10 protein-coding genes and 2 pseudogenes are annotated in these 13,396 nt (G+C 63.9%); 5 read left to right on the top strand and 7 right to left on the bottom strand.

What is annotated here, in order from left to right; genetic code table 11:
- From BN903_RS08430 to BN903_RS08450, 5 genes are all read right to left on the bottom strand, one after another.
- Nucleotides 1-342: D-aminoacyl-tRNA deacylase (locus BN903_RS08430; protein WP_048077328.1), on the bottom strand; the 342-nt coding region annotated here is incomplete at its 3' end.
- Between the two features lie 98 nt (nt 343-440).
- Entirely contained in the window at nt 441-1,391 is a 951-nt protein-coding gene (locus BN903_RS08435; protein ID WP_048077329.1) for a calcium/sodium antiporter, read from the bottom strand.
- 78 nt (nt 1,392-1,469) lie between these two features.
- Complete coding sequence (locus BN903_RS08440; RefSeq protein WP_048077330.1) at nt 1,470-1,664, bottom strand: hypothetical protein; 195 nt, start codon at nt 1,662-1,664, stop codon at nt 1,470-1,472.
- A 61-nt stretch (nt 1,665-1,725) separates the two neighbouring features.
- Complete coding sequence (locus BN903_RS08445; RefSeq protein ID WP_048077331.1) at nt 1,726-2,679, bottom strand: PhzF family phenazine biosynthesis protein; 954 nt, start codon at nt 2,677-2,679, stop codon at nt 1,726-1,728.
- Nucleotides 2,680-2,747: 68 nt separating this feature from the next.
- Nucleotides 2,748-4,790 (bottom strand): GAF domain-containing protein, encoded by a 2,043-nt coding sequence (locus tag BN903_RS08450; RefSeq protein ID WP_052334947.1) that lies wholly within the window; start codon nt 4,788-4,790, stop codon nt 2,748-2,750.
- A gap of 150 nt (nt 4,791-4,940) precedes the next feature.
- On the opposite strand from BN903_RS08450, the gene BN903_RS08455 reads away from it, so the two are divergent.
- Together BN903_RS08455 and BN903_RS08460 are read left to right on the top strand one after the other, a co-directional pair.
- Nucleotides 4,941-6,287, top strand: a complete 1,347-nt coding sequence (locus BN903_RS08455; protein ID WP_048077332.1) for an alkaline phosphatase family protein — start codon at nt 4,941-4,943, stop codon at nt 6,285-6,287.
- A 95-nt stretch (nt 6,288-6,382) separates the two neighbouring features.
- Nucleotides 6,383-6,892: a hypothetical protein gene (locus BN903_RS08460; RefSeq protein ID WP_048077333.1), complete on the top strand. Its 510-nt coding sequence runs from the start codon at nt 6,383-6,385 to the stop codon at nt 6,890-6,892.
- A 55-nt stretch (nt 6,893-6,947) separates the two neighbouring features.
- Here the strand turns inward: BN903_RS08460 and BN903_RS08465 are convergent, their stop codons facing one another.
- Both BN903_RS08465 and BN903_RS08470 read right to left on the bottom strand, forming a co-directional pair.
- Nucleotides 6,948-7,454 (bottom strand): redoxin domain-containing protein, encoded by a 507-nt coding sequence (locus BN903_RS08465; RefSeq protein ID WP_048077334.1) that lies wholly within the window; start codon nt 7,452-7,454, stop codon nt 6,948-6,950.
- A 99-nt stretch (nt 7,455-7,553) separates the two neighbouring features.
- Nucleotides 7,554-8,295 (bottom strand): annotated as a pseudogene (locus BN903_RS08470) (hypothetical protein).
- 140 nt (nt 8,296-8,435) lie between these two features.
- Here BN903_RS08470 and BN903_RS08475 point away from each other — a divergent pair.
- The 3 genes and pseudogenes from BN903_RS08475 to BN903_RS17400 all read left to right on the top strand — a co-directional run.
- Nucleotides 8,436-9,098: a DUF6517 family protein gene (locus BN903_RS08475; RefSeq protein WP_048077335.1), complete on the top strand. Its 663-nt coding sequence runs from the start codon at nt 8,436-8,438 to the stop codon at nt 9,096-9,098.
- Nucleotides 9,099-9,277: 179 nt separating this feature from the next.
- Complete coding sequence (locus BN903_RS08480) at nt 9,278-10,327, top strand: RNA-guided endonuclease TnpB family protein (protein ID WP_048077336.1); 1,050 nt, start codon at nt 9,278-9,280, stop codon at nt 10,325-10,327.
- Nucleotides 10,328-12,604: 2,277 nt separating this feature from the next.
- Nucleotides 12,605-13,396, top strand: a pseudogene (locus tag BN903_RS17400) (hypothetical protein); the annotation flags it as partial.

Genomic DNA, 13,396 nt, shown 5'->3' on the forward strand with positions numbered 1-13,396 from the left:
GGGCGCGGCCCGCGCCAGCGACTCCGGCTCGCCGCCGTACTCGGCCCCGCCGAAGTTCCCGGTGACGTGCGCGGTAAGGAGCTCCCCGGTCTCGCCCGAGTGCCTGGAGACGAACGCGAGGAACGCCGGGTCGCAGTCGAACGCGGCGACCGGGTCCGACAGGTGGATGTGGAGGTCGTCGAACTCGCGGAGTTCGAACCCTTCCGTCCGGTAGTAGGTCCCGCCACCCTCGGAGTCGGGCAGCGAACCGTCCTCGCGGGCCTCCCAGTCGCCGACCTCCAAGAGCCGCTCGCCGATGTGCGCCGAGGCGCTGTCGGCACGGCTGACGACGATCGCTATCACGCTCCCGACTCGGCCGCGCGCGACCGAATACCCGTCGGTTCGCGGCGCGGTCGCGGTACTGCGGGTCTCCGGTCCGTACTATGGGGTCCCCGCCCCCGTTACGGCAGCAACAGGTACACGAAGCTGCCGTAGCCGACGACGAGGACCGCGCCGTCGACGCGGGTGATCCGCTCGCCGTACGCCATCATTCCGACCGCGACGGCCGTGAACGCGAGCAGCGCGGGGAACTCGAACCCGCGGACGGCGGGGGAGACGCCGATGGGCGTCACCACGGCGACGATGCCGATAACGGCGAGGACGTTGTAGATGTTCGAGCCGACCACGTTGCCGACGCTGAACTCCGCCTCGCCGCGCACCGCGGCGACGACGCTCGCGGCCAGCTCCGGCAGCGACGTGCCGAGCGCCAGCACCGTGAGGCCGATGAAGATGTCCGAAAAGCCCGCGGCCGACAGCAGCGACTCGCCGCCGTTGATCAGCCACCGCGAACCGAGGACGAGCGCGACGATTCCGCCGACCACGGCCGCGACGTCGCGCGCCTTCGCGTCCGGCATCTCGTCCCGTTCCGCCTCGGAGATGGCTGACTGGTTCTGTTGGACGTTCCGGAGGACCGCGGCGGTGAACGCGACGAGCGCCGCCAGCAGCACGACGCCGTCGACGAGTCCGATCCGGCCGTCCCAGCCGAGACCGACGAGCAGCAGCGCGGCGACGACCATGAACGGGACGTGGCGGCGGAAAACGGTGTCAGAGACGTCGAGCGGGCGGATGAGCGCGGAGACGCCCAACACCAGCCCGATGTTCGCGATGTTCGAGCCGACGATCGCGCCGAGTCCGATGTCGGTCGACACCGTGACCGCGCCGAGCAGGGAGACGAAGAGTTCCGGGGCCGTCGTCGCGAACGCCACGACGGTGACGCCGACGGTCGACGCCTTCAGCCCGACGGCGAGCGCGAAGTCGCTCGCGCCGGAGACGAGCAGTTCGGCACCGACGTACAGGAGGGCGACGCCGCCGGCGATCAACAGCAGTTCGACGAGTGGCGACCCGGGCAGCACGGCTCCGGGTTCGCGTCGCCGTTTCAAAAGCGTCGTGATTCGGATCCGGGTCGGACGGCGGTCGGTTTCGCTCCGCAATCAGGCGTGGGCCGACCGGAACTCGCCGTGTTTCACGCCGAGCGCGAACGCGACCGCTCCGAAGACGAGCATCGACGGCACGACCATCATCAGCGTCGTCTGAAGGGGCATCATTCCGGCACCGATCAGGCCGCCAGCGCCGATCGCGACGATCAGTACGAGTATCGCTGCCGCGCGCGGAAGGTCGAATTCCATGGGGTTCGTACGCCGCGAGTGATGCTAAACGTTCGGTCCGCGGCGCGACCGCCGCGACGGCTCACGCTTCGATGATCTCGTCGTCCTCGTCGTCGGGGATCCGGATCTCGCCGTCGAGCGAGACGGTCGTTTGCCCGCCGACGCGGACCCCATCCGACTCGATGCGGACCCGGACGTACCCCGGGCGGTTGAGGAAGTGGCCCTGTTCGAAGCGGAGTTCGTCCGGCTCGTCCCCGTCGAACGCGTCGACGTGCCGGAGGTATCCCCCGACCGCGCCGCTCGCGGTGCCCGTGACCGGGTCCTCCGAGATCCCGAGCGACGGGACGAACGCCCGGCCGTGGAGCGTCGAGTCGCCTTCGAGCGTGTCGAAGGTGAACGCGTACACGCCCGCGACGTCGAACTCCTCGGAGAGGCGCTCGATCGCCTCGTCGTCCGGGTCGGCCTCGCCGAGCCGTTCGAGGAAGTTCACGGGGACGACGAGGAACGGAAGCCCGGTCGATGCGACCGCGACGGGGAGGTCCGCGCCCACGTCGCGCAGCGCGGCGGGGTCGATCCCGAGCGCGTCCGCGACCCGACCGAGGTCGACGTCGACGACCTCCACGCTCGGTGCCTGCTGTCGCATCCAGACGGTCCCGTCGTCGTCGACCGCGACGGTGAGGTCGCCGACGTTCGTGCGGAGCGTGCGCTCGCCCCCGTCGATAGCCTCCTCGGCGAACAGCGCCCCGTACGTCGCAATCGTGGCGTGCCCGCAGAGGTCGACCTCCGTAGTCGGCGAGAAGTAGCGGAGCCGGTCGTCGACCGGCTCCCCGCCGTCGACCGTGTTGACCGCCTCCCCGCCCTCGGTCGTCTCGTCCTCGTCGGTGCGGAACGCCGTCTCCGAGGCACCGAGTTCGGCGGCGACTGCGGCCATCTGGTCGTCGCTCAGTCCCTCGGCGTCGAGGAGGACGCCGGCGGCGTTCCCGGCCAGCGGCTCCGCGGCGAACGCGTCGACGAGCAGCGCGCGTCGGGTCTCCATGTCGACCCTTCGGCGAGTCACGGACAAAAAGCCTCCCGAGCGAGTCGGCGGTGCGCGGATCGGACCCGTCATGTCCCGGCGGCGGTCAGTCCTCTCGGCGGCGGACCACGTCTCCGAACTCGAACCGCGCGCCGCCGCCGTCCGCGGCGGTGGCCCGCACGGTCCACCGTGGGCCTCGGCCACCGCCTTGACGATGCCGAGTCCGAACCCCGTCCCTCTCGACTCGTCGTGTACCCCGTCTCGAAGACCCGCTCGCGGTCGGCCTCCGGGATCCCCGGCCCGTCGTCGGCGACGTAGAGGACATCGTCGTCGTCCCAGCCGACCGTGACGGTCGGGGCGTCGCCGGCGTGTTCCACGCCGTTACGAAACAGGTTCTCGAACAGCGTCCGGACCCGGGAAGCGTCGCCGACGACGGTCCCGAGCGCCGCCGCGTCCAGCGTCGCGTCGCCGGTCGCGGTCGTCGTCCACGCCTCATCGACCACGCGGTCGAGGTCGACGGCCTCCGTGTCGACGACGCGCTCGCCGAGCCGGGCGAACGAGAGCGCGTCCGCAATCAGCTCTTCCATCCGACGGAGCGCCTTCGCCGTCGTGTCGAGCCGCTCGTCGTCGACCGACTCCCGGACCAGATCCACGTTGCCCGCTGCGATGTTGAGCGGGCTTCGGAGGTCGTGGCTCACGACGCTCGCGAACTGGTCGAGGCGGTCGCGCTCGCGGCGCATCTCCGCTTGGGTCTCCCGGCGCTCTAACTCGTACCCGACCCAGCGAGCCATCAGGTCGACCAGCGTCGCCTCCCACTCGGAGAACGGGACCGGTCGGTCCTCGCGGTCGTAGAAACAGAACGTCCCGTACACGTCGCCGTCGACGACCACGGGCGCGCCGACGTAACAGGAGATGCCCTGCTGGACGAACCCGGCGCGCGCGGACAGGTCCGGGTCCGACGCGATGTCGTGTACCTGAAGCGAGGCCTCCGTCGACACCACGCGCTCGCAGTTGGTCGCCGACAGGTCGACCACCGCGCCCGCCTCGAACGATCCGGTCGCGTCGTCGGCGATCTCGACGACGTACCGGTTCCCCTGAACGTGCGAGAGCAGCCCCGACTCCGCGCCGAGGACGTCGCGTCCGAGCGCGAGCAGCTTCTCGACCTTCCCCTCGAACGGGTCGTCCTTCGCCGAGATGATCTCGTAGAGACGGCGCATCACCCGCTCCCGGCGCTCTATCTCCTCTCGCTCTTCGACCGCCTCGGTGACGTCGCGGAAGTACACCGAGACGCCGGTCGGGGACGGGTAGATCCGCGCTTCGAACCAGCTGGCGGCCGGCTCGTAGTACGTCTGTGCCTCGGTCGGATCGCCGGTCTCCCGGGCGCGCTCGAATGCGGCCTCGAACTCGGTCCCCGCCGCGTTCGGGAACGCCTCCCAGAGGCTCGTCCCGACGAGCGCGTCCGCGTCGACCGATTTATCGCCCGACACCGCGTCGTCGCCCCGGGTCTCTGTCCCGTCTGCTCCGCGTCCGCGCCCGTCGACCGTACCGGCGAGCGCGGCCGCCTGCGCGTTGAGGTACGTGATGGCATCGTCGCCGTCGACGGCGATGAACCCGTCCGCCATCCGATCGAGGATCTCGGCTCGGTCCTCGCCGAACGCGTGCGACTGCGACTCCGACCGGTAGGCCGCCACCGCGCTGCCGATCCGCTCCGCGAGCGTCTCGGTGACGCTCTCGTCGTCCCCCGGCGATTCCCCCTTCCGGAGGTAGCCCGTCGCGTCGGCGTTGACGGCGGCGGCCGCGACCTGCTCGCTGCCCGCTCCGGTGACGAGGAACACGGGAAGCGCTTGGTCGCGTTCGCGGACGCGACGAAGGACGTCGAGTCCGCTCGTCGCGCCGTCGACCTCGGCCCCGTTCCGGTCGTCTTTGTCGGTCCCACCCGCCGGGCCGTCGATGTCGTACTCGGTGACGACGCAGTCGTACGGTTCGGTCTCTACGGCGGTTACGGCGGCGGCATGGCCGCGGACGCGAGACATCATCGCGGCTCCCGAGGCCCGATCGAGCGCGTCGCTCAGCGCGTCGGCGAACCGGTCGTCGCCGTCCGCGAGCAGCACCCGCACGGGCTCCGGGGTCATCGTTCGCACCTCCCACCGAATCCACTTGTGTATGTGGGTCCGGCGGCGGCGTTCGACGGGTCGGACGACCGCACCCGCGTCCGGGCCGCTCGCCCCTCGCTCTCGCCCGCCGATGTCAATCCTTTTGCCTCCGACCGCGGATAGGGGGGTATGGGCCTCTTCGACCGGCTGCGAGGGAGTGACACCCCGCGCGTGGCGTTCATCGGGATCGACGGCCTCTCGTACCGGCTGGTCGCCGACAACCCGGAGACGTTCCCGACGCTGTCGGCGATCGCGGACGGCGGCGGGGGAGGCGGTATCGACAGCATTCTCCCGGCGGAGTCGAGCGCGTGCTGGCCGAGCCTCACGACGGGCAAGAACCCGGGCGAGACGGGCGTGTACGGCTTCCAAGACCGCGAGGTCGGCTCCTACGACACGTACGTGCCGATGGGGCGCGACGTCCAGGCCCCGCGGGTGTGGGACCGCGCGACCGACGCGGGACTCGACGCGACCGTGCTGAACGTCCCCGTCACGTTTCCGCCGCAGCGGACCGTCCAGCGGATGGTCTCGGGCTACCTCTCGCCCGACCTCGACGCGGCCGCTCACCCCGAGGAACTCCGCGAGTACCTCACCGGCAGCGACTACCGGCTGTCGGTCAACGCGAAGCTCGGCCACAAGGCGGACAAGACGGCGTTCCTGAAACACGCCCGCGAGACCCTCGACGCCCGCGCCGCGGCGTTCGAGCGGTACGTCGAGCGCGACGACTGGGACCTCTTCGTCGGCGTCTTCACCGCCCCCGACCGCGTCAACCACTTCCTGTGGAGCGACTACGAGGACGGCGGGACGTACCGCGAGGAACTGCTCGACTTCCACGCCGCGCTCGACGAGCACATCGGCTCGATCCGCGAGGCGCTCCCGAACGATGTCACGCTCGTCGTCGGCTCCACGCACGGGTTCACCCGACTCGACTACGACGTCTACTGTAACGAGTGGCTCGAACGCGAGGGGTGGCTCTCCTACGAGGACGACGACCACGACGCGCTCGCTGACATCGACGACGACGCCCGCGCGTACTCGCTCGTCCCCGGCCGCTTCTATCTCAACGTCGAGGGGCGCGAGCCCAACGGCGTCGTCCCCGAGCCGGAGTACGAGGAGACGCGCGCCGAACTCCGCGAGGCGCTGGAGTCGTGGACCGGTCCCGACGGGAACCCGGTCGCCGACCGCGTCGTTGACCGCGAGACCGCGTTCCGGGGCGACCACGCCGCTATCGCGCCCGACCTCGTCGTCGTGCCGAACGACGGGTTCGACCTCAAGGCCGGCTTCCGCCCGAACGACGGCGTGTTCGACGCCGACGGGCCGCGGACCGGGATGCACGCCTTCGGCGACGCCGCGCTGTTCGTCGACCACCCCGACGCGGCCGTCAGGGACGCAGACCTCCTCGACGTCGCGCCCACCCTCCTCAAACTGCTCGACATCGACTACGGGCGCACCGACTTCGACGGGGCCAGCCTCGTCTGAGTCGCGCCCACGACGTTGCCAGTCTCGTCCGAGTCTTGGTCGGATCGACGCGTCGGTCCGACCGAATTGAAGTGTATCCGCCGCCACCCGATCCCATGGAGCGCACCCCCGACGGAACCCCCGTCGGCGTCGACGACCCGTACGAGGTCGCCGGCGTCTGCGACCACCTCACCGACGACGGCCGATGCCGCTTCGCGCTGACCCGAGCGAGTGACGACCCCGAGTTCTCGGCCGACCGCCGTGCCGAGGGCTACGACTGTCACGTCGGTGCCGACGGCGAGTGGCGCGCGTGTCCCCACTACCGATCGACGACCGACGCAAAGGCGTGCGTTCGGTGCGGTATAGGGGACGTGCGGTTGGCTCACGAGAACGCCCGCCCGCTCGTGGAGGAACACCACCTCTCGTACGACGGCGACGACGCGCACGAGATCACCGTCGGCCTGTGTCGCTGGTGTCACGCGAAGGTCCACGGGTCGGTCGCGCGGATCGACGACGACGCGAGTCCGGATCCCGAGGCGATCGCGGAGCGAGAGACGCGTAAGGCGCGACAGCAGGAAGAACTCTCCTTCGGGACCGCCGCCGAGCGAGTCGACGACGACTCCTGATCACGTGTCGACGCGGTACGGCCTCGGCGTCACCCGTCGAACGAACCGCTCGGCGTCACCCGTCGAACGGGTCAGAGAATTCCTGGCGGACGAAGTAGCGGACGTAGTTCCCGTATGTGCGGTCGCCGGGGTTGTCGGCGACCTGCTCGTACCGCACGTCGCCGTCGCCGTCGACCACGTACGTCGCGGCGATCCCGGTGACGCCCCGCTCGGTCTCCTCCGTCCCGCTGTACTGGTCCGCGACCTCGCCGTCCGGGTCCGCGAGTAACTGGATGTCCAGGTCGTACCGGTCGCGCATCTCGGTGAGCGGACCGATCGGGTCGGTCACGACCGGGAGCACGTCCACGCCGTCGTTGAACCAGAGGTCGTACGAGACCTCGCTGAACGTCTGGAGCTGTTCCGCACAGAAGCTACACCAGTGACCGCGGTTGATCAACACGACCGTCGGCCCGTCCGCCAGGGTCTCGGACAGCGTGACGGTCTCGCCGGACGTGGATTCAAGCGTGAAGTCGGGCGCGTGCGAGTGTTCGAGTGACACGATTCCGATCCGCCGCGGTCCCATTTCACTCCGGCGTGGACTGGCGGCGACCGCGCACAGTCGGCCAGACGGTTCCGCTTGGGGCCGGACGCGGGCTGGACCGGGTGCGCGACGCCGATCGACTCAGGCGTCCGACGTCGGTCGGATCAGGTTCGCGAGCGCGACGAGCAGCCCGAGGAACCAGCCGAGCGGCACCGAAATGCCGAGCCACATCAGGACGTACCCCAACCCGGGTAGTCCCCCACTGTTCGCCGAACGTCTCCAGGTCGAACGCGCCGCGGAGCGTCTCGTTGATCCCACCGACCGAGAGGAACGTGTCAAGGATCCACCGCGCGAGTTCGTAGCTCGGCGGGAGGATCAGCTCCTCTAAGGTGGGAGTGACGAGCGCGGCCACGACGGGCGGTAAGAACAGCGCCGTCATCGCGAACGGGTACGCGAGGAGGACGCTGACGAACCGGCCGCCGAGCTTCGAGAAGCCGGCGGCGAGGGCAGCCGAGACGACCGCCACCGTACTCGCCGCGCCGACCGCGATCACCGCGTCGAAGGGAAGCTGGAGGTGTGTGATCACCGTGAGCGTCCCCCAGGCGACCGCGGAGACGAGCACGGCACCCGCGATTCCGATGCGGGTGACCGCCGAGTCGAGCTTCGCCGCGTAGTAGCGCGTGGCGAACCCGACGAGCAGCAGGGGGTACGCGACCGCCACGAGCGGCGCACCGAGCACCGCCCAGAGGTAATAGCCGATCGACTGGACGGCGCTTTCGGGCTTCCACTTCCCCAGGACCGCGCTCGGGTCGAGCTGTCGTGGGAAGACGATCTCCATCCACGTCTCGTGGAGGCGAACGACATCTAAGAAGAGGGCTTCCACCAGCCCTATTTGTCCTCGGCGTTCCATTTGCCTCACGTCGCGTGCGCCACGACGTGAACTTTGTGCCTTCGGCTGCGGCGTTCTCGGGACCGATATCTGCGCCGATAGTCTTAAAGAAGCGTACTGACCTACGTACTCGTATGAATCGACGTGGGCTGCTCGCGGCACTCGCCGCGTCGACCTCGGTCGCCGTCGCCGGGTGCGCCGGCCAAGACCAGAACCTCGACCTCAACGCGGAGCCGGCACGGATTCCCGAGAGCGCGTACGCAGACGGGTTCACCGGTCAGGAGCCGGAATCGTTCTCTATCGATCGGGAGTTCAACGCCACCGGCGTGAACGTAGAGGTGTCGGCGACGACGTGGGTCGCCCAGTACACCAACGACGAGATCGGGTCGGCGCTGTTCGTGGCGAGCACCCCGAACGAGTCGGTTGCCGGACAGTCGGTCAACCCGCTCGTCAGAGTCGAGGGCGCGGAGCTCATCCGACGGCTCCTCGACCAGATCGACCAGCAGGGGATCGGCGGCAACGGGACCGAGATCCAAACGGACGACATCGAGGAGGCCGGCGAAGAGACACAGACTATTCTGGGCGAAGAGACCACCGTCTCGATCCTCGAAACGACCGTCAGCGCGGACGTCAACGACGCCAGCAACCAAAGTGGTTCCGTCGAGGATGTTCCCGTCCTCGTCTACATCGCCACCGTTCAGGACGGCGATGACGTCATCGTGACAGTCGGCGTCCACCCGCAGGAAATCGATCAGTCTGAACAGCTGCTCTCGATGATGGGATCGATCGAGCACTAACCGCCTCGGCGACTTCCCGGCAGCCCCCTCCTCGCACTTCTGTGTTACGGAGAATCAAGGAGAAAGCCCCGCCCTTCAGGGCGGGGATGAATCCGATAATTGACTACACAAACTGCCGACGATAGCATAGCCTGATATTCCGATAGATATTTAATAGGGCGTACTCAGTTACAAATGTAATGATCACGGTGACTGTCACCGCGAAGTTCCACAACCCATCTCTCTCACGGCGGAGGGAGTGGCAACATGCCTCTCGACTCTACCGTGACACCAAACAGTTCTGTATCGACGGATGGGAGAACGGCGACTTCGGCAAATCCGTGACCACAGCCAGCATCGACAACGACCTTTACTCGGCCATTCAAAACCAAGCCATCCGAGAGGCGAAATCCGACCACAGCAAGGATGGAGCGGTTCGCTACCGAGAGAGTCAGCCGTTCGCCGTCAACAACCAGAACTGGGAGATCGACACCACCGAGAATGGCTCGGTTGTCGTCGGGTTCCCGTGCGTCTCCCAATGGTGGTACACGCCTATCGAAGTGTACGACGACATTGTCGACCCCGTAGACCGACTGGTCGAGGGGGACGCTGACAAGACCCGTCTACAGATCTATCGTCGCGGCGACGACTGGTACTGTACGTTCAACATCGAATACGACGCCGACACGTCGGGTGAGACCCCCATCGGTATCGATATCGGTGAGCGTCACATCCTCGCTGCGACTGCCTACGGTGAGGACGAGTCGATGCTGGTGTCGGGTGGTGAGGCGAAGTACGTTCGACGCAAATATCGTTCCCTACGCGATTCGCTTTCGGAAGCGGGTGCGCTTCGCGCACGCAACCGCGTGGGTGACAAAGAACAGCGTCGAATCAAAGACCTGAATCATAAACTCTCCCGTCGCCTCATCACGTTCGCGGAACAATTCGAGAACCCTGTCATTCGGATGGAAGACCTCGAAGGCATCCGCGAGAACAGTTCGTGGTCGGGCGTTCACTCGTGGCATTTCCACCAACTCCAACAGTTCATCACGTACAAGGCCGAATACGCTGGTATTCGTGTCGAGAAGGTCGATGCGTATCACACCAGTCAGAAGTGTTCGGTCTGTGGTTCGATGGGAACCCGTGATGGGGACCACTTTTCGTGTTCGGAGTGCGGTCGCGGACGCCACGCCGACCTGAACGCTTCGGAGAACATCGCACAACGGGAGGGAGAACCATGTACGGCCTAACACCTCAGGTGAGGCGAACCGTGCTACCTCGCTGGCTGAAAAACCAGTCGTCATTGACGCCCGCAGATTGCGGGGAGGAAGGCCCCATTGACAGGGCTGTACGCGCTGGAAAGCACACCGTTGGTCACAACTCGGTGGCGACCTTCGACGGGTCACGCGAAAGCGTACTTGAACCCCGAGGAAACGCGCAACCTGAATATCCCCTTCGGGGAATCCTCGCGCTTTAGCGCGGGGAGGATGTCAACTCGCGGCTGAGAACCTAATACTTGCGTATCTTTTCGACGGACGGGCTATCATCCTGCGATTATTCTCTCGATCGGAAGCTTTCGGCTCCGTAAGTCACTTATAAGCGATCGGCCCGAGTGAGATATCCCGCGGTGTGACAAGCGGCGCTTCGCGGGCACCGGGTCAACCCTCTCGACCCCGCGTTGCCCCGAGAGCGACTGCTCTGGCATTCGTGGCTCCTTCGCTATGATCCGGATGCGATCGCTTCGATGGGTGTCGGTCGGTATTGTTGTCTGCTTTGTGATCGGTTCCGTTGTAATACTAATAAACTCAGGGACAATCGTGGCATCTGGCATAGTATTTAACGTAGATAGCGTAAGTGATCTTGACGTGGGGACAGATGAAGAGCAAGTAGTTTCCAATATTGAAGTGGCTCAGACTAGTGGTCCTGTCAAAGTTCATGTGGGAGATCTCGTTGCTTCCGGAGCGCAACTGGATCACAATGAGACCTCATACCGAATTACATCCGACAAAGAGACAAAGAATTCTGGAGTGTACATAGAGGAACCAAATAGTTCAGATGCAACGATTGTCATCGCCAACTCCGTAATTCCAAAATCCGGACTATTTGACCTCTATATCGATAATATCGATACGACAAGTGTTAGTCTATATAAGAGAAACGGATCGAAAATAAATCGGGAAATTTCTTATACCGCCAGAGAAGGTGGAATGGGAAGATCTGCCGAATTCAAAATTTCTTCTCCACTGTCTATTAACGTTAAAACCGGGGCATATGACGAGACAACGGAATCAATTCTGTATAACTACTCTGTTAATAACAGATTAAAATTTAATTCTTCTGTAACAATTTGGGAGAAAAATCATGATGGTAGTGTTGGACGAAAAATTGGAACCGTGGATTTACCCCGTGAAAACATATCTCTCAGCGGTACGGATATCAGGGGTGAAACGGATGTTCTTATTGGTATACATTCTCCGCAGAATAAGGATGGATCCGACACAATATACGCCGTGGACACAGCAACAATTAATATTTCAGTACCTGCTCAACTTGTAGGAGGTCCGTTCCACCTTAGCAAAACTCAAACTGGAAGCGACCACAATGGCACACTTCTATTTGAATTTAATACAGACATATCTGAATCACAAGGCCAGATCCGTGTTCGATTTTTAGATAACAATACAACAGAGATCCGACTTAACGACCATAATCAAAAATATAACGTGGAAGATAGCATCTTATATGTAAATATATCAAATCAGTCTGTTATGTCTTCTCCAATTGAACATATCCGAATTGAAAATATCATCTCTAAATCAAATAGTACACCACTCAATAATAGCTATAATTCGCCTACTCGTATCGCTACGATAGTCTCTGATAACGAAAAATATACGATCAATCAGGGCTCGAATATTGGATTCAAATCACAAAATGAAACACAATATCTCCTTTCCAAAGCAGATGGAAGTATTGTCCGAAGAATAAATACAACAGATGTAACCAGAATCTATGAATTTGGTACGGATATGCTTGAGACCGGACATTACTCGTTGAGTTCTAGATCTGAATCTCAAAATACTACGATCGAACTAATTAAACCCAAAATCAATATTGAGGCAACTGATTCAGCAGAAAATTCTCCGATACTGGTACATATTGAGCAGGAGGGGGCAAGCAGTGGAGCAGTTCTTAACGTGACAAATTCAAGTTCTGTGGTATATCGTGATGAGATTCTGTTTGACAGAAATTCTAGTGCTAGCAGATCTATCCCTGTTTCTCAGTCCGGAAATTATAGCGTGACAGTGTATGACCCAAACGCAGGTGTGATCGCTACTCAGGGAGTGGATGTTGTTGAGGCAAAAAAGCCAGAAGTTCTTACTAATTACGGCCAAGAACTATTCAATGGTGGCTATCTTAATTTATCAATCAATTCAACGTATCCTCGATCCTCAGTTTCACTGTCCTCTTCAACTGGTAACATTACCACGCTCAACCTCACGACGACCGATACAGGTCCGACACCTATTACAATCAACACGTACGCGTCGCCGGATTCGCCGTCGGAGTTCGTCACGACGGGGTCCGGTGTCAGCGTCGAGTCGATCACCGGTAACACCGATCCGATCTCACCCGGGACGTACGACGTGACGGTGCGGTCGGAACACGGCACTGCGGCCGCGAACGACACCGCAACGGTCACGATAACGCCGCGGTCGACAACTGATCTCACCGCGTACACCACGCGCGAAGCCGTTCCCGGGGACTTCGAGAACGCGACCGCGGTCCGCGATGCGATCGCCGACGGAACGCTCACGGCGGCGACGACCGCCAGCGCGAACGACACGGTTGTCTACGGCGTGAACGCGACCGGACTGACCGGTCTCCCGGCCGCCGTGAACGCGTCGCTGGACCGCGGCGCAGACCTCGCTCGGCTCGACGGCCTCTCTTTCGGGGTGACCCGGACGAACGCGAGCAAAGCCACCGACCCTACCGAGGGGGATGCGCTCGGACCCGTCCCGAACGAATCGACGGTCCACCTCGACCGCACCGGTCTGTTCTTGGTCGCCGACGGCGAGACCGCGTTCGGTACCGAAACGCCGCCCGCCGACGGCGAGACGTTCGAAGCCGGATTCCGTGTCGACGACGAGCGACTGAACCGGACCGGCGACGACCCGGTGACGACGCGGCTGACGTACGCCGCCGACCCGGTCGACGAACCCGTGACGAACGGGAGCGCGAACGAATCCGACACGCTGGGGTCGACCGAGGCCGACCCGACCGGCTCGGACGGTCCGGCCGGAACCGGGACCATCGCC

The sequence above is a fragment of the Halorubrum sp. AJ67 genome (assembly GCF_000513435.1).

What these genes read in the sequence shown, in the direction of transcription:
- BN903_RS08480 (WP_048077336.1), top strand. Translation starts at nt 9,278, where the DNA reads ATGATCACGGTGACTGTCACCGCGAAGTTCCACAACCCATCTCTCTCA.
- BN903_RS08440 (WP_048077330.1), bottom strand. Translation starts at nt 1,664, where the DNA reads ATGGAATTCGACCTTCCGCGCGCGGCAGCGATACTCGTACTGATCGTC.
- BN903_RS08460 (WP_048077333.1), top strand. Translation starts at nt 6,383, where the DNA reads ATGGAGCGCACCCCCGACGGAACCCCCGTCGGCGTCGACGACCCGTAC.
- BN903_RS08450 (WP_052334947.1), bottom strand. Translation starts at nt 4,790, where the DNA reads ATGACCCCGGAGCCCGTGCGGGTGCTGCTCGCGGACGGCGACGACCGG.
- BN903_RS08455 (WP_048077332.1), top strand. Translation starts at nt 4,941, where the DNA reads ATGGGCCTCTTCGACCGGCTGCGAGGGAGTGACACCCCGCGCGTGGCG.
- BN903_RS08445 (WP_048077331.1), bottom strand. Translation starts at nt 2,679, where the DNA reads ATGGAGACCCGACGCGCGCTGCTCGTCGACGCGTTCGCCGCGGAGCCG.
- BN903_RS08465 (WP_048077334.1), bottom strand. Translation starts at nt 7,454, where the DNA reads ATGGGACCGCGGCGGATCGGAATCGTGTCACTCGAACACTCGCACGCG.
- BN903_RS08475 (WP_048077335.1), top strand. Translation starts at nt 8,436, where the DNA reads ATGAATCGACGTGGGCTGCTCGCGGCACTCGCCGCGTCGACCTCGGTC.